Below are 22,652 nucleotides of genomic sequence, written 5' to 3' on the forward strand. Positions count from 1 at the left end.
ATTTTTTTATTGGTAGAGCCCTGTCTTTACCATCAGGGCGATTTTTTAGGAAATATTCGCAGTCAGATATTATGTAGTAATTTTATTAAAGTGCTATATGATTACTTTAACATCAATTTTTTCATTGGTTTGACTTTTGAGATAGGTTAACTTGAGAAACATCTACTAAAAATCGTCCTTGAAGCATTTTTCTACCCAAAAGTATTGGATTTCTCATTTTAGACCGATCGGTTAGTGTAAATTCAGCTTCGAACTCTTCGTCAAACATAACCACTTTTGTACTTACTTTATATCTTATTTCAGCTTGTCCAAAAGAATTCTTGACCTTTTTTTGCGTGTAGTCTTTTGTTTGGTGAATAATGTCTTTGTATTTTCTATTGTCAGTAGCCAATACTTTGTAGTTCAGTACCATTTCACCATCTATTTCTTTTTCTTCCAAAAAAGTACAATGTATAGAATTAGTATATGCACCAGTATCAACTTTGGCAGGAATCATCTTTAGTTTCCAATCTGGTAAGGTGATTCTTTCCCTTCTTCCAATTATTTTTTTCATGGTTGTGCATTTGTTTTTTTACGCATAATTCTGGCTAGCTGAAATGACAAATCAGTGAATAGAATTTTTGCGCTAGCGTTTCGTTCCAAGTGATAATGGGCTTGATTCATTTTAATGTACATGTTTGCTATCTTTTCCTCATCAAGTACATGGATTCCAAGGTTTTCAATGAAACCTCTGTCTTGAGGCACACTACGCATCAAGCCTGTAAGTTGGGATTTACTTAATATCACTTCTCTGAGCACATTCAGACCGCTTAACAATAGTGATTTTTGAGCTTCTTTATCTTTTTGTGCAAAGATTTCTGCGAGCTGTAGGATTTCTCCAATCTTCAAAGTGAAGCACAATCTATACCAATCTCTGATTTGTGATGTGTTTTCATCTTGAACTTGATCTACCAATCTATAAGCCTCACGCATATTTCCATCAGCAAGTGGTGCGATTTGTTCTGAAGCTTCTTTCGAACACATCCCTTCCAGTACTAGATGCTCTTTGATCTCCTCATCAGTAAACGCCCTGATCATCACTTTTTGGGTTCTGGACAGAATCGTGGTTAATAATTGCTCTGGCTGGGTAGTGAGCAAAAGGAATAATGTTTTTTCAGGAGGCTCTTCTAATACTTTCAAAAGAGAGTTGGCAGCCTGGGTGTTCATATACTCTGCCCCCCAGATCAACATGATCTTATAACCACCTTCAAATGATTTCAATGAAATGGTTTTTAGGATATTTCTTGCGGTTCCTCTTGAAATATTTAGCTGCTTTTTGTCAATGTTGTTATGGTAAATCCAATCAGATATGTTTCCATAGCCTGTTGTCAATGCAAAATTCCTAAAAGAAGCTATAAAATCGACTTTCTTTTTTTTATCATCGTCATCTTTCTCTTCTCCAGGAGCAGGCACTACAAAATTCATGTCTGGATGAATCAATTTCTCCATTTTGTGGCACGAGGGGCATTGACCACAAGCATCAGTATCACTTGGGTTTTCGCAATGTAAATACGTAGAAAGTGCTAAGGCCATTTGGAGGTTGGCTGATCCTTCTGGTCCATGAAATAATAAAGCATGCGCCAAGTGATTGTTTTGTACAGCTTGAATTATTCTTTCTTTTACTTCTTGGAGTCCTGGAATGGATGAAAATAGCATATTTATCCCCTTAAATTGTTTTGTCCCAAATTCGGTAATGCTTTGTTAATTCAAAAACCTTTTGAATTATTTCTTTTTCTATATCATCAAAATTTAACCCTCTTCTTTTCATGACAGCAATGGCAACTTCTTCAAATTTTCTGAATTGAAACGTACTGAAGCCTGAAGCTCCTCCCCAAGAAAAAGAAGGTATGAAATTACGCGGGTAGCCATCCCCAAAAACATTTGCACCGACTCCAATCACAGTACCTGTATTAAACATTGTATTAATGCCTGATTTGGAATGATCTCCCATCATTAAGCCACAAAATTGCAAACCTGTGTTGGAAAATCCGCCCTTTATATAATCCCAAACCTTAACCGATGCATAGTTGTTTTTTAAATTTGATGTGTTGGTATCCGCACCTAGATTGCACCATTCTCCCAATACAGAATTCCCCATAAACCCATCATGGCCTTTATTGCTATAGCCAAAAATCACTGAATTTGATACTTCACCTCCGATCTTGGAATGTGGGCCTACCGTAGTGTCTCCCCGCATTTTGGCGCCCATGTTTACAGTGGAGCTTTCACACAATGCAAATGGTCCTCTGATCAATGCACCTTCTTGGATTTCTGAGTTTTTCCCTATGTATATTGGTCCGTTTTCAGCATTGAGCACAGCCGCTTTTATTTTTGCTCCTTCCTCAACGAAGATTTGGCTTTCGTTATAGATAATTGTGTTTGGGTCACTTACTCCAATTGATTTTCTTCCTGAGGTGATTAAAGTGAAGTCTTTTATGATTTCTTGGGCATTGAATTCAAATATATTCCAAGTTTTTTGGATCAGGGTAAAGGGACCTTCAAATTCCACTTTAGTTTTTTCCTTTACGGTTTCATGGTTGAATCCCGTAGGATCCTCGGTTTTCGTAGCAAGCAATGTCTGATTAGACCAAAGTGCTTGGTTTGGTGTCAGGGATAGGATAGCATCCCAAAGGTCTTTGGTTGGACATGCAGCACCATTTATCATTATGGCACTACCGTCTTCATGCCCGAATTTCTTACTCAGATAGTCTTGAGTGATAAATCCAGGCTTCAGGCTTGAATATTTCTCCCATTTTTCGCTGATCTTTAGTATTCCAACTCTAATATCGGCTATTGGCCTTGTAAAGGTAAATGGTAAAAGAGAACCGCGTATAGCGGCGTCGTCGAATAAAATAATATTGTCCATGCCACAAAAATAAAAAAGTCTCTCGGAAAACAATTTCCCAGAGACTTTTAAAACTCATATAAGAGTAATGAAGATTATTTCTTCGCGTATCTTCTGTTGAATTTCTCAACTCTACCAGCTGTATCCAATAGCATTTTCTTGCCAGTATAGAAAGGGTGAGAGTTTGAGCTTACTTCAATCTTGAAAAGAGGATACTCTTTTCCATCTTCCCACTGAATAGTCTCAGAAGTCTCGATAGTAGATTTTGTTATGAACTTATACTCGCTTGAAGTGTCATAAAATACCACTTCTCTGTAGTTAGGATGAATATCTTTTCTCATTGTATTGTTATTTTTCTTAGATGCTTCTTTTCAAATAGAGCGCAAAGTTATTCTTTTTTGAAAAACCATCCAAATCAAATCATGTAATTTATTTCCTTCTTTACATGAAAATCTAAATTTATTGGTCTTTGATCTGTAAAAAAGGCATTAGAGACCGATATTATTTGACGGCTTTTTATAGTTTTACAAAGTTAAGCTTTAAATCCACCTTATGAAAAAGTTTTTTTTACTGTCTTTATTATTATCTGTATTTCTCTTGAGTGCTTTTGGACAAGGTGCTTATGCTCCTTTCAATAGAGATTACTATCATATCATAGAACGCTATGAAATCCTAAAAGGGGAGATGAATCCAGTTTTTCATACTGGTGTCAAGCCTTACAGAAGGGATCAAGTCGCTTCTTTTTTAAATGATTATTTGACCGACTCCGTTTCTCCAGGAAATAGCGTTGACAATTTTAATATAAACTATCTAAGAAATGATAACTGGGAATTTTCTTTGCCGGAATCTGGGAATTCAACCAAGCCATTTTTGGGGAAATTATACAGAAAGCAATCAGATTTCTTTCATTACAGGGATTCTGTTTTTGACGTTCACATCAATCCTGTTTTGTACTTGGCAGGAGGTAGGGAGACAAATCAGGATGAATTTAGGTTCAGAAATACTCGGGGGATTGAACTAAGGGGTAGCATAGACAGGAAAATCGGTTTCTATACCTACCTCACCACCACTCAGACTGTATTCCCTTCATGGGTAGGTGCTTATGCCGAAAACAATGGGGCAGTGCCTGGGGAAGGTTTTTGGAAAGAGTATGGTGATGAAGGCTATGGCTACTTTTCTGCGATGGGACATCTTACTTTCAACATAAGTAAAAGCATAGAAGCCCAATTTGGGCATGATAGAAATTTTATTGGGGAAGGATATCGGTCGATGATTTTGTCGGACTTCTCAAATCCATATGTTTTTTTTAAGTTGAATACGAAAATCTGGAAATTCAACCTGACTAATATATGGTCTCAGATGACTGCAGATGTGATCTACAACAGGGGCAGGCCTACGGATGGCAGATATCCCCAAAAATGGTTTTCTCACCATAGATTAGGAATCAATTTGGGGAAGAAATTGAATATTGGAGTTTTCGAATCTGTGATGGCTAATAGGTTTGATTGGAATTATCTCAATCCAGTTATTTTTTACAGATGGGTAGAGCATCAGCTTGGTACTCCTGACAAGGTAATGCTGGGATTTGATGGCAAATGGAATTTTACTCCTGGAATGCAGCTTTATGGTCAGTTTGCATTGGATGAATTTGTATTCAATGAGTTTTTTGGTATAGATGGGAAAAATTCGAGCAGAAACAAACATGCCATACAAGCAGGTTACAAGTATATAAATGTCTTCAAAATCCCCAATCTAGACCTTCAGCTGGAATTCAATCAAGCAAGACCATATACTTATCAAGAGAAATTTGAAAATCAGGCATTCAATAATTATAGAACTCCATTGACACATCCAAGAGGTGCCAATTTCAGAGAGTTTGTCACTATCGTGAGATATCAGCCTCTTCCAAGATTGTCATTGAATGCTACAGGTTTTTATCAGTTTTTTGGTGTTGACCCAAGTGAAGAAATTAATTTCGGAGGTGATTTGCTCAAGAATAGACTCGTCACAAATACAGGCCTAGGATTATTTGGGCATGTGATAGGACAAGGAGTAGAAAACAGAGTAGCGATGGCGACACTCAATGCAACATATATGCTTAAGCATAATCTCTTTCTCGATTTGAGCCACAGCTACAGGAGAAGAACGGCGCAAAATCTCGATTCTCCAGAGATCAATAACTTTACACAATTAGGTGTTAGGATGAATATTGTGAGACAGGATTTTAATTACTAGTTGTGTAGAATTCAAAATACTTGCAATAGGTCTTTACATCTTCATAAAACGCTGTATGATTGTAAGATTTTAGTTTGTTGAAATATTCCCTGTATCGTGTGTTTTTTATTTCCACACGTTTGTTTTGTCGATCTTGATAGCTTAATGATTTCAAACTGTTCAGATCTTCATCTTCTTGTGTGCTATAAAATATACCCTGTTCGCATTTTGCAGCAGCAAAGAGTATTTGTGCTTTCAATTCATCTTCCTTGGCAAGTTTCAGAGCTTTGTCCAAATACTCCAAAGGCAAGTTGAAATTGTCCGGAAACCATGCTTTGAACCCATAATTTTTGAAGTACAATGGATATGTTGGTTCTTGGGCGATGTATTGCCCTCCCCAACTTAGATAGTTGCTGTATTTACTACCATTTCCATTAGAAGCATCAAATGCAAGTATGTGACGATAGTAACCAATAGTAGTTGTGTTGTAATAGAAATTACCCAGCAAGTAATTGGCTTGAGCAGCTTTTTTGCCTTTCTTTCTTGCTTCTTTTTCTAAACTGATCACAGCTTCTGCAAGCTCCCTTTTGTTCATCAATGGCTTGATAAAGTGGAAGTTTTCAAGATAATCTACTTCTATTACTTTGTCTGCTTCACCGATCATGAGATCTTCGGGGCACTCAAAACACTCTATTCGATTGTATCCAAAAATACTTGCAGGTACATTGGAGTAGCCGTCATAAAATGCTTTATGAAGAAGGTCGAATTGCTGAGTCGTAGGGTTGAAATCACCTTTGAATCTTGCATAGTCTTCAGGTACTAGATCAAATTGTTCTTTAGCATCTCTAGCCTTTCCTTCACGGAGCAGCGTATTGCCTTTCACAAAAGCAATGTATACTGGTAAGTCAAAAGATTTATCTAAGACATATTTTCTGGTATCATAATCATAGTGTTTGGGTGTAATTGATGACATCAAATATTGCTCAAGTACATTTTTTTCTTCTTTATGATAAAATTCTTCTATCGCTTCTATGTGCTCTAAATCAGGGTTGTATTCTAAGCTTAAGATAGAGTTTTGTAATAGAAATGCTTTGGCATAGTCTTTTTGAAGAAGGTATCGGTTTGCTAGCACATCTATGATAAAATCATTTGTAGAGGGAGAATAGGATTCTCTTTCATTACCTTGCGGGTTAGGGAATATATTGTACCGATTCACCAAAACTTCTTCAAAATCACTACTTATTACAGGTTGTTCTGTGATATGTAAAAGCATCTCAAGTTTGTTTTTTTGGGTTTTGTACTTAGCTTGTTTGACTAAGTCAAGTTGAGCCTTGGAAGCATCGCTGTTTTTTTGGATAAAGTAAATCCAAGCAGAAGTAAGATGCCAAAAATCAGTATCCTCAATATCTTTACTTTTCGTTTGCTTCAAGGATGCTTCTAGCGTTTGGTCTAGAAATGTTTTGGATCGAGGGTTTGTGGTGAGAGGGATTCTAAGATCGCTTGCACTTTCCAAACAGTTTGGTTTGTCATATTGACAGTAATATTCTGTAGGGAAAAAGGAGCGTTCCAATTGGTTGATGGCACGAGCCATAAGTACTTTCGCTTGAGGTGCGTTTGGGTCGTTTAGGATGATTTTGTCAAATGCGGCCAACGGGTTGTTGAAATCCTTATATCCAAGCAATAAATACAGATCGTTTTTCTCTTGAATGCTTTTGGCAGAATTCAATAATTTCTCAAAATCCAAGTCGGACGTAATCCTCATTGAGCTATAAGCTTGCGTTTTTTTGTTTTTGGTGTGGGTAAAAAACTGGAAAAAATCATTCAAAGCCTGTACATGATTTCCCAAGCCACGTTCTGCGCCGCCTTTTTGATCCAAAGCGTAGTAGTACATAATAGGTCGATGATTTAGACTTTCTATGTGCGTGTCGAAATAAGCTAGAGCTTCCGCAAATCGCAAGTTGTAATGTGCAAATCGCACCAATTGATAGCCATATCGTAGCTTCAGATCTTTGTCAGTTTCGGCTTGCCAGCTACGTTCGAGAACATTGATGACTGTTTGGTAATCGAGTTCCGTTACATTTTTTTCAGGGCCATTTCCCCAATAATTGTATCCTGTACTTTTTACAGCCATATAGGGCTCTAGGTATTTTGCATAAGCAATGTAGCGTAATGCTTGCTTGTGTTTTCTGATGAAAGGTTCATCAATAAAATCAAGCAAAGATGTACTGATTGTTTTTCCCTGAAGCAAAGAGTTGATGTCTTCACGTGAAGATTTGAACACTAAATAATGTGCGCTTTCATAAGGTATATCGAGATGCTTTTGCCATTCCTCTATGTTTTCGTTCAATAAAGTAATTTCAGAAGGGTTTTGCTTTTCATTCCTCGAATAAAAAGCAGTTTCATAAGTGAGCAGAAATGGTTCATACTGGGTTTCCCCCATTGTTTCTTGCAAAAATAGATTGTAATAGAAGTAATCTTCTCCCCATCCTCCTGCGCAAAATGAAACAGGTGCTTTTGGCGGGGTTGCACCAGACAAATGGCTGAATGCAAATAAAAGAGCAAACAAAAATATTTTTTTCATGATTCTATTTTTATGATCAAATGCCAATTACTTTAAGTCATCCATGGAAAATCTCTGGGTGAATATACTGTCAAGATGATAGTACACTATGTGATAAGGATGGTTGATTTTATTTGATAGATAGTTTTTGGTTTCCTTTAGTAATTCTGGGGTGATGGTTTCTACTTTAATTAGAAATCCTTTATTCAACCAAATTCCGCGTAAAAACACATCTTCGAGCACCTCATAAGTATTAGCGTTCAATTTCAAATACTCATGACTTTCCAAATGTTCATGACTAACGCCATTGATCAGCTTCTTTTTCCCAAGATGATTGCTAATTATTCCCCACGAGTACAAGGGCAAAGCAATGTCAAATTTTAGTGGATATTCGTTGATGGTTTGCAAATAGTCTTTAAGAAGCTCAATATCTAATATGGAGTTTAAATCAGAATCTTCTATTGGGTCTGAGGTCGCATAAGCCATTAGGTACACTTTATCCACAGGAGGAACGCCCGTTGATTCCTTATACTTGACCTGATGAAGTCGCAATGTACTGGTAACTTCCTTTTGGGAGACTGTTTTTAAGGTACTAAGAAATGAGAAAAAGGAATCTTTTGTACTTGAAGTCCAGTCGCAATCAATTTGAATTTCTCGGAATTGAGCTTGGCTATTGGTAGAAATCAGCTTGTTGATAAGAGACCAAACATCCTTAGCTAATTGTTGGTTTTCTACTTCAGTTAGACCTGAAAATACGCGGTTGGTTATAAATACTACAGGGATGTACTCCGCATCAAGTGCATCTGTACGGAATGAATCTATAACGCCCTTCGGGTTTGGACTACTCCCTTCCTTGTCAACATCAAACAGTCTGACGTATAGTTTTTTGGAGTTGAGTGATCCAAAAGTTTCTTTTTCGGACTTTTCTATTTTGAACTCACTTTTCCAGTAGTAAAAATCCACATCATGTGGCACAGGATCTTTGCAAGAAAAGAACACAGAAGCGAGAAAGGACAACAATATGAAATTGCGGATGATGTAATTGATCAAAATTTTCATCTATTAAAAACTTATCCAAAATTACACTTTATCCATATAGAATAGTAGTTATGGATAGATAAAATTACTTTCAATTAATAAACTAATGAAGAGGGTAAGCCCTGTTAGAATTTTCTTTGATATAAATACATTTGCCTTTTTCGAAATGAAGGCAAAATATAAATTGTAATCCTATCAGTTTTTTTGACTAGATGGAATTTTCACAGATGGAAATTTATATGAAATAGTCTTTTCATTCACTTGGATTTTTGTTGGAGAATACTGCTGTTGGAAATCAAGAAACTACAATACACCCAAAGAGTATACAAAATTAATTAACTTGCGACCTTGAAATCCCATTCGCTTGCATGAATACTTATTTTAGAATACTTTCCTACGCCCGACCATTTAGGAGGTTTATACCCATTTATGTAGTATATACGCTCCTGGCAATCATTTTTGGACTTTTGAATTTCACATTGCTCAAGCCTCTTTTTGATGTCATTTTCGAGCAAAATGGGCCAGTCGATGTTTCAAAATACTTTGAAAAGCCAGAGTTTTCTTTAACCATAGATTACTTTTTGCATTTGTTCAATTATTATTTTCTTCAAGTGTCTGAACAATATGGCAAATTTGGGACTCTAGTCTACGTCTGTATAATTATCGTGATTTCGGTATTTTTGGCAAACCTCTTCACTTACCTTTCTGGAGTAGTTTTGGCGAAAGTAAGAGCTGAGGTGATCAAAAAAATGAGGATGGATATTTTTCAAAAAGTAACCAAAATGCATATTGGATATTTTTCAAATGAGAGAAAAGGTGACTTGATGTCAAAGATGACAAATGACATTCAGGAGGTGGAAAATAGTGTAGTTCAGTCACTTAGGGTAGTGTTTAGAGAGCCTGCGACGATTATTTTATATTTTTCCGTATTGTTTTTTATGTCTGTCAAACTAACCCTCTTCACTATATTGGTGATCCCAATTTCTGGGGCAATTATCGGAGGAATTACCAAAAGGCTTAAAAAGAAGGCAATAGAAAGCCAAGAGTCTTTGGGGAGAATTGTCAATATTTTGGATGAGACGATAGGTGGGATGCGTGTAATCAAAGCTTTTGGAGCAAGAAAATATATTACAGATAAATTTGACCAAGAGACAGATTATTACTCTGATGTAAATGTGTCAATGGCAAAAAAGAACGAGCTTGCTTCTCCAATTTCCCAGTTTATGGGAGTTTCTGTTGTCGCTGGGATTTTGGTTTATGGTGGAGCCTTGGTGTTGAATAACAATTCAGACCTGAGTGCGAGTGATTTTATTACATACATCATCATTTTTACACAAGTTTTGAATCCAGCCAAAGAAATATCTAGGGCGGCGAGTGTTATCCAAAGGGGATTAGCATCTGCAGAGCGGATTTTCAAAGTGGTTGATACAAAAAGTCAGATACAGAATGTCGCTCACCCGAAAGAAATAAACGCTTTCGAAAAAGAAGTTTTATTCAAGGATGTTTTCTTTGGATATGAAAAAGAAGATGTTCTAAAAGAGATTAATTTCAAGTTGCAGAAGGGGAAAACTATCGCATTGGTAGGGCCTTCTGGAGGCGGTAAATCTACAATTGCAGATCTTGTCCCAAGATTTTATGATCCTACCAAAGGAAAAGTGACTATTGATGGAATTGATTTGAAGGAAATCGAATTGACCAATTTGAGATCTTTGATGGGAATCGTTACACAAGAATCTATTTTGTTTAATGATACCGTATTTAATAACATTGCTTTTGGTCTTGAGGGAGTATCGGAGGAAAAAGTAATAGAAGCAGCCAAGATTGCCAATGCCCATGAGTTTATTGTTCATTTGGAAAATGGTTACTACACTTCGATTGGAGAAAGAGGATCGAAACTATCAGGAGGTCAAAGACAAAGGTTAAGTATTGCGCGAGCGGTATTGAAAAACCCTCCGATTTTGATACTAGATGAAGCTACATCAGCTTTGGATTCGGAATCGGAACTGTTGGTACAGGAAGCATTGACAAAACTTATGTCCAATAGGACGACTTTGGTGATAGCGCATCGATTGAGCACTATTCAGCATGCAGATGAGATATTGGTAATTGAAAGAGGCGAAATTGTACAGAGAGGAACACATCAAGCGTTGATGTTGGAAGAAGGTATTTACAAGAAACTTTCCACAATGCAGTCTGTTTAGTATATTTAAAGTCGGAATCTGAAAAAAAAAGATATTTATGAAAAAATTTAATAACATCATGCAGTTGCTACTTGCACTGTTTTTTGCAATTAGTCTTGTTTATTTCTTGGCCTTTGAAAGCACCAAAGGCTTGTTTGGGGTTACTGAGCTACATTCAGGTACTGTTGTGACATTTTTATTAATTGGTTTGATCCTGTTTTTAGCGACTTGGGGTACATCTTCCATGGTGGTGAAAGGAGTTGAGAGAGATCTAGCGAAAAAGGAACTTGAGAAAAATGAATTAAAAGCTAAGCTTTATGACCTAGAACAAGGTGTGAAGTTAAAGAATTTGGAGAAAAAGATAGAGCATGCTGAGGAAGAAAGAGAAAATTCTGGAATCAGGCCAAGGCAGAATTTTAAGTAAACGTTTGATTGAATTGCAGCTGTTTTTAATTATATTAGGAAATCTTTTAGGTTTCCTTTTTTGATGAAGTCATGTTTGAATTATGGTAGCAAAAACTTTTGGTAGTGCTGTATCAGGTGTAGCTGCAAAGCTTATCACCATAGAAGTAAATGTAGGACAAGGAACAAGTTTTTTTATGGTGGGTTTACCCGATAGTGCTGTGAAAGAAAGTCAGCAAAGGGTAGAGTCAGCATTGAAATACTTTGGATATAGAATGCCTCGACAAAAAGTAGTCATCAATTTGGCACCGGCCGATATCCGAAAAGAAGGATCATCCTATGATTTGCCCATAGCAATGGGGATTCTGAAAGCTTCAGAGCAAGTGGTTTTCCCTGAGCTTGAGCAGTATGTGATTATGGGAGAGCTGGCTTTAGATGGAAAGCTCAGGCCTGTGAAGGGAGTTTTACCAATAGCAATTGAAGCTCGAAAGCAAGGGTTTAAAGGGTTTATCTTGCCAAAAGAAAATGCTGCTGAAGCCTCTATAGTAAATAGTTTGGATATCATTGGAGTAGATTCTGTAGAAGAAGCCATCAAATTTCTTGAAGGTGAATTGCCCATAGAGCCATTAGTGACTGATACTAGAGATATTTTTTATAATTCATTGGAACATTATGAATTTGATTTTACCGATGTACAAGGTCAAGAAAACATCAAAAGGGCGATGGAGATCGCTGCGACTGGGGGGCACAACGTAATCATGATAGGCCCGCCAGGTGCTGGTAAAACAATGTTAGCTAAGCGTTTGCCTTCTATATTGCCGCCACTTTCATTGCAGGAGGCTTTAGAAACTACAAAGATCCATTCTGTTGCAGGAAAGTTAGGTAGAAACGCATCCTTGATTTCCCAAAGGCCATTTCGATCACCACATCATACCATTTCTGATGTAGCGCTAGTTGGAGGTGGAGGGAATCCTCAACCAGGTGAAATTTCCCTTTCACATAATGGTGTTCTGTTTTTGGATGAGTTACCAGAATTCAAAAGGACAGTTTTGGAAGTGATGAGGCAGCCTTTGGAAGAAAGGAAAGTTACTATTTCGAGAGCAAAGGTGTCTGTGGATTATCCGGCAAATTTTATGCTGATAGCAAGTATGAATCCTTGTCCGTGTGGTTATTACAATCACCCTGAAAAGGAATGTGTCTGTGGTCCAGGGATTGTTCAGAGATATTTGAATAAAATAAGTGGCCCTTTACTAGATAGAATAGATTTGCATGTGGAGGTTACTCCTGTGAAATTTGACGAAATGACATCGACAAGAAAGGCTGAATCAAGCAAATCAATTCGAGAAAGAGTCATTAAAGGAAGGGAGAAGCAAGTGATTCGTTTTGCTCAAACTCCAGAAATTTATTGTAATGCTATGATGCCCTCACATTTGGTGAAGGAAGTCTGTCAGATATCAGAAGCAGGTAAAGCGCTTTTGAAGACTGCTATGGAAAGATTAGGGCTGTCAGCAAGAGCCTATGATCGAATATTGAAAGTCGCAAGGACAATCGCTGATTTGGCACTATGTGATGAAATCAAAGTTGAACATCTCGCAGAAGCTATACAATATAGAAGCCTAGATAGAGAGGGTTGGGCGGGTTAAATATTAATATTCCTATTATTAATTATGAAATATCTTTGAATTTGGGTCTAACTTGGTAAATACTTTTGTTTATAAAAATTACTTTCGATATTTTTACTTAAACAAAAAAGTTAAAGTTGTTTCCATCACCTGATAAATAAGGTTTCACTTAGGCCTTATAATTTAATTTTTAAAGGCTGTCCTGGCTGACAGCCTTTTTTTATTCTAAAGCGACATTAAGGTCATCCAAAAGATCATCTAAATGTTCGAGTCCGACCGATACTCTGATAAGATTTTGAGGGGTTTTTGTATCAGCACCTTCAGAGGCTGCTCTTCTTTCAATTAGGCTTTCAACACCTCCTAGGCTTGTTGCGTTTGTGAAAAACTGAAGCCGTGAGATTACTCTATCTGCTTTTACAGCATCACCCTTGACTAAAAAAGAAAGCATTCCTCCAAACCCAGTCATCTGACCTTTGGCAATTGAAAATCCGTCATGTCCTTTCAGTCCAGGATAATATACTTTTTCGACATTGGGATGATTTTCGAGGTAAGTAGCAATGATTCCAGCATGTTCTGCGTGGCCTTTCATCCTATATGGAAGTGTTTTGATACTTCTTGTAAGCATATAGCAGTCAAAAGGAGAGGGTACTGCTCCTCCAGAAATTTGTACATTCCTGATTTTATCCCAAAATTCATTTTGAGTTTTCCCAACAAGCGCACCACCCATGATGTCACTATGTCCGCCAAGATACTTTGTGGTGCTGTGCATGACGATATCTGCCCCCAATAAAATCGGGTTTTGAAATGCAGGGGTGGCAAAAGTGTTGTCACAAACAACGGTGATGTTTTTTTCTTTGGCTATTTCGCAGATAGATTTGATATCTGATATTTTTAATAAGGGATTCGAAGGGGTTTCCACCCATATTAGCTTTGTTTCTTTTTTAACGGCATTCTTGACATTTTGTGGATTGGTCATGTCCACAAAATCCACATCCAATATACCAGCAAAAATCCCTAACAACTGATTTCTCAAGCCATGGTACATATCGTCCGGTGCAACTATGTGCGAACCAGGTTCTAAAGCCTGGAAGACAGACATCCCCGCGGCATTTCCTGAAGAGAAAGCAGCAGCGACTTCTCCATGCTCCAATTTTGCTAAGACATTTTCAAGTGCGTTCCTGTTTGGGTTGGACGATCTCGAATAGATTACAGAATCCTCATGATGCTCAAATGTAGTGGCTAGTGTGATTGGTTGTACGGCAGGTCTGTGTGTGTCTGTTATTTTGGTCCCTGCGTGTATTGCGATTGTTTCAAATTTCATAAAAAGGAGTTGTGGATGATCTGTAACTGTCAATTAAAAATAAAGATAAATAAAATGTAGCAGCAGACAATAAAGATTCGAAAAGTGAGACGTAGAAACGAGAAGCTAGAGATGGGAGACACAGATGACTTGCCTATAAAACCAGAGGTTAAGTATAAAAAAAGTATCAACTATTTTCTGGAGGTGGCAAATTTGTAAGCTGATGGGAAATCTAAAAACTCTAGATTTCCCATCAAGGATCTATTAAATTTATAATCAAGCCTGTGGGCTTTCATTAGTTCTGACATTCTAATACGATACCCAAAAAAACTTTAAAGTATCAGAACCTACTAGTTGCATTACCTGATTCTGTCAACTGACCTTACGAGCATTTCGTCTTTTCTGATAAATCTATTAGAAAGTAAATTCATGATCATGCCTCCAAAAATCGCCCAGAAACCCAACACAAAAGCTCCGTTGACTTCCGGTCTGAAATCTGCGTTTGCTTGATGGCTAGTCCAAATTATCAATGCCAAAGTGACGACCATCACCAAGGAATTGATCATGTTCAAAAACATCTGTCGAGTCCTGTTTTTGTATTGGCTAAGGCTGAAAAGAGCTAGTCCAGCAGCAATGATTGCCAATATTCCGATAAAAAATTTCCCTTCTGATTCAATGACTTGTTGGGTTTGGATGTCGATTTTCTCTAAGTTCCAAGCAGTAAGGGTGAGCATCATTGTTTGATCAGGGTTGACTTGTTGCCAAATAGGGAAAAGCACCACCAAGATCATGGCTACTGCCACTAAGAATAGAAATACGGTTTGGATTCTTTGTATCATTTTTTGTATAAATTTTAACAAAGAAAAGATGTAATTTAATGAATCGCAAGGATTAGTTATTTTGGTGTTTAATTTTGAATGGGTTTAGTATCTTTGCGGGCGTGACTATAAATGCGAAAAGATACTTTATTGAGATAGCCTACAAAGGCACAAATTACCACGGATGGCAATTTCAGAATAATGCAGTTTCTGTTCAGGAAACAATTGACAAAGCAATTTCGATTTTGCTGAGAACGCCATTATCTATTGTGGGATCTGGCAGAACCGATACAGGTGTCCATGCATCCCAACAGTTTGCTCATTTCGATTTTGAAGGTGATTTGGATGAATTTGATTTTCTCAAGAAAATAAATTCATTACTTCCACGTGATATAGCTATTTATTCCTTGAAAAAAGTGTTGCCAGAGGCACATAGTAGGTTTGATGCGCAGTGGAGGAGTTACGTATATAAAATCACCCAAAGGAAAACGCCATTTGAAGATGAGTTGTCATGGCATTATTTTCGGCCCTTGGATTTTGTGAAAATGAATGAAGCTGCAGCATTGCTTGTGCCTCATTATGATTTTGAGTGTTTTAGTAAGGTCAAAACCGATGTGAAGCATTTTGGCTGTAAAATAAAAGAAGCCTTTTGGGAACAAAATGGACAGGAATTGTTATTTCATATAACTGCCAATAGGTTTTTGAGGGGAATGGTGAGGGCAATTGTAGGGACATTGACTGATGTAGGTGAAAATAAGCTGTCAAAAGTAGATTTTCAGAACATTTTGGATAGTAAAGACAGAAACCAAGCGGGCTCTTCTGCCCCGGCAAAAGGCTTGTATTTATGCAAGGTTACTTATCCTGAGCGTATTTTCATTTAAATAATTTCAACTTGAGTTTAGAACAAGAAAATGTAAAAAGTGGTGAAATCCTCGACACCAAAGTCTTGAAGAAGCTCTATGAGTTTATTCAACCTTATCGAGGTAAGTTTTATCTTTTGATTTTTTTGACTTTAGCTTTGGCAGTTTTAGCACCTACTAGACCATATTTTATTCAGATCGCAATCGATGATTATGTTGCTCTAGGTGACAAAGCAGGCTTGGTTCAGATCATATACCTTCTGGTAGGGTTGATGGTACTTCAAGCTTTTGTACAGTTTGTGCACACATACCTTTCGGGCTGGATAGGGCAGGTGATCATTCGGGATATTAGAATCAAGCTTTACAGACATTTATTGAAAATGAGGCTTAAGTTTTTTGACAATACGCCAATAGGAAGGTTAGTTACAAGGAATGTGTCAGATATAGAGACATTGGCGGATGTGTTTAGTGAGGGTTTGGCTGCTATTGTGGGAGATTTACTTCAATTGGTTACGATTTTGGGTGTGATGTTTTACATTGACTGGAAGTTGACACTGGTCAGTTTATGTACTTTGCCATTTTTGATTATTTCAACCTATGTTTTTAAGGAAAAAATAAAAGTTGCCTTCAACGATGTTAGGAATGCTGTATCGAACCTCAATTCATTTCTCCAAGAGCATATCACAGGGATGAACATCGTGCAGATTTTCAACAGGGAAAAAAGAGAATATGATAAATTCAAGGCAATCAATAAAGATCATAAAAAAGCACATGTGAGGTCTGTATTGTATTATTCAATTTATTTTCCTGTGGCGGAAATAATTCAGGCTTTTGGAATAGGTTTAGTAGTATGGTATGGGGCTACTGGAGTGTTTGACCTTGAAATACAAGTAGGTGTGTTGATTTCATTTATCATGTACCTTCAGCTGTTTTTTAGACCGATCAGGATGATTGCGGATAGATTTAATACCCTTCAGATGGGTGTAGTAAGTTCATCTAGGATTTTTAAGTTATTGGACAGTGATGAAAATATTGCAAATGAAGGATCGTTCAAACCAGACAAAATAAAAGGAATTATCAAGCTTAAAGATGTATGGTTTGCTTACAATGATGAAGAATATGTCTTAAAGAACATCAATTTTGAGGTGAACCATGGAGAGACAGTAGCTTTGGTAGGAGCGACAGGTGCAGGGAAATCTTCCATTATTAATCTGATCAGTAGGTTTTATGAAATCAACAAAGGCTCAATCCAAATTGATGGGACAGATATTAAGGAATTTGAGCTTGGTACTTTGAGGAAGCATATTGGTGTGGTATTACAAGATGTGTTTTTGTTTTCAGATACGATTTATTATAATATCACTTTAGGGAATCCAGATATAAGCAGGGAAGAGGTAATGCATGCAGCCAAATTAGTAGGGGCAAAGAAATTTATCGAGCGACTACCTGGTGGTTTGGACTACAATGTAATGGAAAGAGGTGCGACTTTGTCTGTAGGACAAAGGCAATTGATATCTTTTGTAAGAGCGATGGTCTACAATCCTGAGATCATCATCTTGGACGAAGCAACTTCTTCAGTGGATACGGAAACGGAATTGTTGATCCAAAAAGCAATAGACAAGATGATGACAGGAAGGACATCTATCGTCATAGCGCATAGGTTGTCAACTATTCAGAGAGCAGATAAAATTATCGTATTGCACCAAGGTGAAATCAAAGAAGTGGGAACTCATGAATCTTTACTCGAACTGGAAGGTTATTACGCCAATTTGCACAAAATGCAGATGAAGTCTCTCGCAATTTAAAAGGGATTGAAAGATTCAAATATTGAAAAATTGGCTTACACACAAGTGGCTTTTGATTACTGTGCCTTGGTACTTGGTACATAGTACTTTGTACAATTTTAAAAATCAAAATTGAAAGCAACAGCATATTGTATGCTTCCGTTAGAAATTCAATTACTAAACCAAATAAAAATAAAAAACGTGAAAAAGTTACTGATTTTAGCCTTATTGTTTGCACCAATTTTTGTAAATGCCCAAGAAGATGGAGTTGGATTGAGGCTAGGAGAGCCATTGTCAATCACTTTTAAGAAATTCATTGACGACAATATAGCTGTTGAGGCAATGTTTGGAAGAGCAGGGATAAATAGCAATCAATATTATCAAAGAGCCTTTGATAGAAATAGGCCAAGTTCAAATGCATTTTATGCGGGACAAAGCACAGGTGCATCCTATGCATTCAATGTGAGAGGCGCATATCACGAAGATATTACCGATGATTTGGGTATTGACATAGGTTATTTTTTGGCTTACGCTGGAGCAGGTATCCAATTAAGAAGTACTAGAGTCGATTATAGTTACACTGATTCCTCCTCGTTTCCTCAAGGACCTATTCTGAGAGATTCAAGAAGAAATATTGACTTTGGTCCAGAGATTTTTGGTGGAGGGGAATATTATTTCGATGATTTGCCTATCAGTGTATTTGCAGAGATTGGGTTGTTTGTTGAGCTTTTGGATAGATTTGGTCACATTAAGCTTCAAGGAGCATTGGGGATTAGGTATTTGTTCTAAGATGAAAAAGTGGATAATCGGAGTTGTTTTCGCAGTAATTCTAGTGTTGGTAGGTCTTTTTGTTTTCAGCCAATTGGGTGGTTTCAATGAAATAGAATTGGAAATGTTGTCACCCGTAGATTTGAAAATCAATGGGGTTTATTATAAAGGAACACCTCAAGATGAGGGATTGGTTAATGCATTTGAAAAAGTAAGCAGAATAGCCAAAGATTCAAATTTGCCTCTTTATACAATTTACTATGTCGAGCCTGCAGGAAAGTTGGATACAATGGAAGTTTTTGTTGGGGTGGATATTGATACGAAAATTCCTGATTTTGAAGAAAGGGAGTTTCATGGAGAGAAGGGTGTCTTGGCAAAAATTAATGCTCATAGATTTGTGATGCCAGGTCCAAGTAAAGTCAAAAAACAGATAGTAGATTTTGCTAACCAAGCAGGTGAGCTTTCTCCAACAGTTTTTATAGATAAAATTCTTTCGTCAGAAGAGGTTCACGTGATAGGGATTATAGAAAAATAATTGGTACAGTTTTGGTGTTCTGACAAATTATGGACTAGGTGGAGCAACTATACGCAAAACATTTACGTCAATAAATTAATATTTACTAAAAATCATTCCCATATGAAAAATTTACTTAAAGGAGTATTGATGATAGGCTTGCTAGCCTTTTTTGCATGTGAAGGACCTCCGGGACCTCCAGGTTTTGACGGCCGAGATGGCCGAGATGGGTTAGATGGAACAAATATTATCGGTGAAGTTTTGGAGATTGGGGGAGTGAATTTTACTTCAGCAAATAATTTTTCATCTGATTTTTATACAATAAACCCACCAATAGAGACAGGTGATAAAATCTTGGTATTCTTGCTTTGGGCTGAGATAGATGGGGAAGATTTGTGGAGGGCACTGCCGCAGACGAATTACGAATTTTCCGAAGGGATTTTCACGTATAATTATGAGTTTACCCGTTCTTTGGTAAGGTTCTTTGTTGATGGTACGTTTAATCTAGGTTTACTTACCAACGAATTTACTAGAAATCAAGTCTTTAGGGTGGTCATTTTTCCAGCCGTTTTGGTATCTGAAAATGCTAGGTTAGATTTGACAAATTATGATGCTGTTATGGAGTTGATGGGTAAATCAGAAACTGATGTTGTAAAACTCAATCCGAGAGATTAGTTTTAAAATAAGGATTGTTGTAGAAACAATAATTAATTGTTTAAGAACAGTCTTCTATAAAGTGATTAGATCTAGGATCTATTTCAAAAAAGGAGAGGTTAGCTTCTCCTTTTTTGTTTACTGATTAAATTTTATTTTACTTAAAAAATTATGTGCTTATTTGCTAGCAATGAAGTTATCAAACCATATCCGTATACGTTTTCAAATCAATTGATATACTGATAACTAATTGCCTTACAACTTTTAACGCTTATCCGCATAATAAACAAGAAAATCCATATGCGAGTGTCGTCTCCGAAAATCATATTTCTTAGAGTCCATTTTGAATTTATCCTCGTATATCACGAAATAAAATTTCCTACTCTTATCTTTGCATCATGCAATTGAAAAACGACTTACTAATAAGAGCCGCAAAAGGCGAAACTGTTGAAAGAACTCCCGTGTGGCTAATGAGACAAGCGGGCAGAATACTTCCTGAATATAGAGCTGTCAGAAATAGCGTCAGCGGATTTATTGAGTTAGCGCAAACTCCCGAGCTGGCTGCTGAAGTTACGATTCAGCCTGTTGATCTTCTCGGTGTGGATGCCGCAATTATTTTTTCAGATATTTTGGTGATTCCTGAAGCAATGGGTTTGCCTTATGAAATGGTAGAAAAAAGGGGGCCGTGGTTTCCAAATGTCGTTAGTTCAGCAGCCGATTTGACAAAACTAAGGATTGCAGATGGGGTTGATGATTTGAGCTATGTCATTGAAGCTATCAAGATTACCAAGAAAGCATTGAATGGAAGAGTTCCATTGATAGGCTTTGCAGGTGCTCCATGGACAATATTCGCATACATGATCGAAGGTTCTGGAAGTAAGACTTTTTCAAAAGCAAGGGCTATGCTTTATACGGAGCCTGAATTGTCCCATCAATTGCTCCAAATGATCACGGATAGTACGATCAATTACCTCAAAGCCCAAATTGCTGCTGGTGTCAATCTGATTCAGTTGTTTGATAGCTGGGCAGGTATCCTTCCGCCTAACCATTATGACGAATTTTCGCTGAAATATATTTCGCAGATTTGCGATGCAATAGATGAAGTTCCAAAGACGGTTTTCGCCAAAGGAGCGTTCTTTGCAAGGGAGCAGATGGGGAAGTTGAACTGTGAGACTATTGGGTTGGATTGGAATATGGGGATTGCAGAATCAAGAAGAATGATCGGGGATCATAAAACACTTCAAGGAAATCTTGATCCTGCGGCACTCTATGGTACACCAAAAGAAGTTGAGGCAGCTACGAAATTGATGCTTGACCAATTTAAAGGTGGCAGACACATTGCCAATTTGGGCCATGGTGTCTATCCAGATATAGATCCAGAAATGGTCAAAGTCTTTATTGAGACTGTAAAAGGTTATAGGTAATTATTCAGATTCTAAAACCTAGATGTAAGACATAAGGTTTTGAGATTAATAAGGATAGATAATGATATAAGCTTCGCGATATAAATAGATATAAGCCTCTTACTGTCGGAAGACAATTTCGGCGAAATATTTATGCCCGAGTTCAAATGACGATTGTGATAATAAATAGTGTCAAGTAATTTCAGGATGTAGCAGAAGACTAAAAGGCTTCAACCTTGAGTAGCCCTCGGTGCAACCGGGGGGTAGAAAGAGATTACATCTCTGCCCAACAACCCTAAAGGGGTCGAACATTGAAGATGGGTATGGTTATGTCTCTTTCTGAGTGAATATAAGTTCGGCGAATTAATTCGGATCGAATTCAAATGGCGATTGTGATTATAAAGCGTATCAAATAATTTCAGGATGTAGTAGCGTCATCTTGGGGTATTGTATGTTATAAATGGTAAAAACAAAAAAACCACTCCAGACCTGGAGTGGTTTTTTTGTTTTTCGTTGAAATATGTCAAAAATGGGTTCTGTTTTTATATGACTTTCATGAATTTTTTTGTTGAAGACGTTTTTTAGGGTTGATTTTTAATCTTAAATCACTGGGTTTTGAAGGCTACTCAATATTTACTACGTAATTTTCATCTGTTTTTCTTATACTTTCTGTAAATTTTCTGTGTTATCGTTATTTTTTTGATTAAAAAAACTGATAAATGTTGTCTTTTATAAAATCATAGTTAAATTTGAAACCATAATATCAGTATAGAACATATTTAGTGATTTATAAGGGTATTTTTCAAACCTATTTCTAACATAACCTATTAAAAAAAAATGAAAAACAGATTTACAAAAGTTTTGGCAAAGGCTTCAGCATTGATTGCGCTTTGCTTGGTATTGGTATCAGCTCCAGTACTCGCTCAGGAAGAGGATAGCAGATTTAGCATGGATGTTACCTTGAACTCTGATATCTTTTTTGGATTTTATCCTTTCTTTGCTGGTTCTTATAGTTTAAGTGAAAAAACCGCATTTACATTTTATGGAATTCTCTGGTCAGGTGGTAACAATGATGCAGGTCTTGGTGGTGGTGCTTGGGGTAACTGGACTGAGTTTGGTGTTGGTATGAATTTCGACGTAGCTGATGGAATCAATATCAATCCACAGATTGGTTTGCTAAGCGGTAGCTTGACATCAGGTTTAGGTACTCCAGTTCTAGGAGAAGGTATAGTGCCTAACTTGACTATTGGTTTGGATAAAGCAAAAACTGAAGGTGAGATTTATATCGGATACTACCATGGCTTTGATCATGGAAATCCTTCAACCAACAATTATCTTCATTACTGGGCTAATGCTGGTTACAAATTATCTCCGTTTTTCTCTGCTGGATTACACTTAGAGCAATTGAGATACACAGGAGGAAATAATGCTCCTTCTGATGCAGCTTACGATTTCTATGTAGCTCTAGGTCCATATGTACAGTTTGCTGATCCAAATGGAGGTGCTTTTGCAAGATTCACATCAGGTGCTGATTTGAGAAGCGATGCGCAATTGACAAAAAGCGGTTACAGACAACCATCTTTCTTTAAGTTGACTGTAGGATATAGTTTCTAACTCTTTAAGTTGGAAAAAAAATATAAGCCATCCGATT

General features: G+C 37.1%; 19 protein-coding genes. 11 read left to right on the forward strand and 8 right to left on the reverse strand.

Features of this window, described 5'->3' with window-relative positions:
* Nucleotides 1–121 precede the first annotated feature (121 nt).
* The 4 genes from MM213_RS14860 to MM213_RS14875 all read right to left on the reverse strand — a co-directional run bounded on the left by MM213_RS14860 (nucleotide 122) and on the right by MM213_RS14875 (nucleotide 3,225).
* Nucleotides 122–553, reverse strand: a complete 432-nt coding sequence (locus MM213_RS14860; RefSeq protein WP_241413516.1) for an ATP-dependent zinc protease family protein — start codon at nucleotides 551–553, stop codon at nucleotides 122–124.
* Entirely contained in the window at nucleotides 550–1,695 is a 1,146-nt protein-coding gene (locus MM213_RS14865; RefSeq protein ID WP_241413518.1) for a DNA polymerase III subunit, read from the reverse strand. Before MM213_RS14865 ends, MM213_RS14860 begins: the two co-directional genes overlap by 4 nt.
* A gap of 10 nt (nucleotides 1,696–1,705) precedes the next feature.
* A complete protein-coding gene (locus MM213_RS14870) occupies nucleotides 1,706–2,905 on the reverse strand; it encodes a GlmU family protein (RefSeq protein ID WP_241413520.1) in 1,200 nt (399 codons plus the stop codon).
* Nucleotides 2,906–2,979: 74 nt separating this feature from the next.
* The gene (locus MM213_RS14875; protein ID WP_241275844.1) at nucleotides 2,980–3,225 is read right to left on the reverse strand and encodes a type B 50S ribosomal protein L31; all 246 of its coding nucleotides are present in this window, start codon (nucleotides 3,223–3,225) and stop codon (nucleotides 2,980–2,982) included.
* Nucleotides 3,226–3,436: 211 nt separating this feature from the next.
* Between MM213_RS14875 and MM213_RS14880 the strand changes: the two genes are divergently transcribed.
* Nucleotides 3,437–5,119 (forward strand): hypothetical protein, encoded by a 1,683-nt coding sequence (locus MM213_RS14880; protein WP_241413522.1) that lies wholly within the window; start codon nucleotides 3,437–3,439, stop codon nucleotides 5,117–5,119.
* Here MM213_RS14880 and MM213_RS14885 read toward each other — a convergent pair.
* Entirely contained in the window at nucleotides 5,109–7,679 is a 2,571-nt protein-coding gene (locus tag MM213_RS14885; RefSeq protein ID WP_241413524.1) for a hypothetical protein, read from the reverse strand. The genes MM213_RS14880 and MM213_RS14885 overlap by 11 nt on opposite strands.
* 27 nt (nucleotides 7,680–7,706) lie before the next feature.
* Nucleotides 7,707–8,717: a hypothetical protein gene (locus MM213_RS14890; protein WP_241413526.1), complete on the reverse strand. Its 1,011-nt coding sequence runs from the start codon at nucleotides 8,715–8,717 to the stop codon at nucleotides 7,707–7,709.
* Between the two features lie 347 nt (nucleotides 8,718–9,064).
* Here MM213_RS14890 and MM213_RS14895 point away from each other — a divergent pair, with 347 nt between their 5' ends.
* From MM213_RS14895 to MM213_RS14905, 3 genes are all read left to right on the forward strand, one after another.
* The gene (locus MM213_RS14895) at nucleotides 9,065–10,897 is read left to right on the forward strand and encodes an ABC transporter ATP-binding protein (protein WP_241413528.1); all 1,833 of its coding nucleotides are present in this window, start codon (nucleotides 9,065–9,067) and stop codon (nucleotides 10,895–10,897) included.
* Between the two features lie 37 nt (nucleotides 10,898–10,934).
* Nucleotides 10,935–11,300, forward strand: a complete 366-nt coding sequence (locus tag MM213_RS14900) for a hypothetical protein (RefSeq protein WP_241413530.1) — start codon at nucleotides 10,935–10,937, stop codon at nucleotides 11,298–11,300.
* Between the two features lie 82 nt (nucleotides 11,301–11,382).
* Nucleotides 11,383–12,921, forward strand: a complete 1,539-nt coding sequence (locus tag MM213_RS14905; RefSeq protein WP_241413532.1) for a YifB family Mg chelatase-like AAA ATPase — start codon at nucleotides 11,383–11,385, stop codon at nucleotides 12,919–12,921.
* A 199-nt stretch (nucleotides 12,922–13,120) separates the two neighbouring features.
* On the opposite strand, the gene MM213_RS14910 is transcribed toward MM213_RS14905, so the two are convergent.
* On the reverse strand, nucleotides 13,121–14,221 hold the full coding sequence (locus MM213_RS14910; protein WP_241413534.1) for a trans-sulfuration enzyme family protein: 1,101 nt from the start codon (nucleotides 14,219–14,221) through the stop codon (nucleotides 13,121–13,123).
* A 338-nt stretch (nucleotides 14,222–14,559) separates the two neighbouring features.
* The gene (locus MM213_RS14915; protein ID WP_241413535.1) at nucleotides 14,560–15,039 is read right to left on the reverse strand and encodes a DUF4293 domain-containing protein; all 480 of its coding nucleotides are present in this window, start codon (nucleotides 15,037–15,039) and stop codon (nucleotides 14,560–14,562) included.
* Between the two features lie 74 nt (nucleotides 15,040–15,113).
* Between MM213_RS14915 and truA the strand changes: the two genes are divergently transcribed.
* The 7 genes from truA (at nucleotide 15,114) to MM213_RS14950 (ending at nucleotide 22,615) form a co-directional block, all read left to right on the forward strand.
* On the forward strand, nucleotides 15,114–15,899 hold the full coding sequence (gene truA, locus MM213_RS14920; protein WP_241413536.1) for a tRNA pseudouridine(38-40) synthase TruA: 786 nt from the start codon (nucleotides 15,114–15,116) through the stop codon (nucleotides 15,897–15,899).
* Nucleotides 15,900–15,910: 11 nt separating this feature from the next.
* Nucleotides 15,911–17,683, forward strand: coding sequence for an ABC transporter ATP-binding protein (locus MM213_RS14925; protein WP_241413537.1), 1,773 nt, complete (start codon nucleotides 15,911–15,913; stop codon nucleotides 17,681–17,683).
* 180 nt (nucleotides 17,684–17,863) lie between these two features.
* Nucleotides 17,864–18,451, forward strand: coding sequence for a hypothetical protein (locus tag MM213_RS14930; RefSeq protein ID WP_241413538.1), 588 nt, complete (start codon nucleotides 17,864–17,866; stop codon nucleotides 18,449–18,451).
* A 1-nt stretch (nucleotide 18,452) separates the two neighbouring features.
* Complete coding sequence (locus MM213_RS14935; protein ID WP_241413539.1) at nucleotides 18,453–18,965, forward strand: hypothetical protein; 513 nt, start codon at nucleotides 18,453–18,455, stop codon at nucleotides 18,963–18,965.
* 102 nt (nucleotides 18,966–19,067) lie between these two features.
* Nucleotides 19,068–19,619: a hypothetical protein gene (locus tag MM213_RS14940; RefSeq protein WP_241413541.1), complete on the forward strand. Its 552-nt coding sequence runs from the start codon at nucleotides 19,068–19,070 to the stop codon at nucleotides 19,617–19,619.
* Nucleotides 19,620–19,996: 377 nt separating this feature from the next.
* Nucleotides 19,997–21,022: a uroporphyrinogen decarboxylase gene (gene hemE, locus MM213_RS14945; RefSeq protein ID WP_241413542.1), complete on the forward strand. Its 1,026-nt coding sequence runs from the start codon at nucleotides 19,997–19,999 to the stop codon at nucleotides 21,020–21,022.
* Between the two features lie 816 nt (nucleotides 21,023–21,838).
* Nucleotides 21,839–22,615, forward strand: coding sequence for a DUF6733 family protein (locus MM213_RS14950; protein ID WP_241413543.1), 777 nt, complete (start codon nucleotides 21,839–21,841; stop codon nucleotides 22,613–22,615).
* Nucleotides 22,616–22,652 lie beyond the last annotated feature (37 nt).

Source organism: Belliella alkalica (assembly GCF_022549785.1).
Classification (GTDB): Bacteria; Bacteroidota; Bacteroidia; order Cytophagales; family Cyclobacteriaceae; genus Belliella; species Belliella alkalica.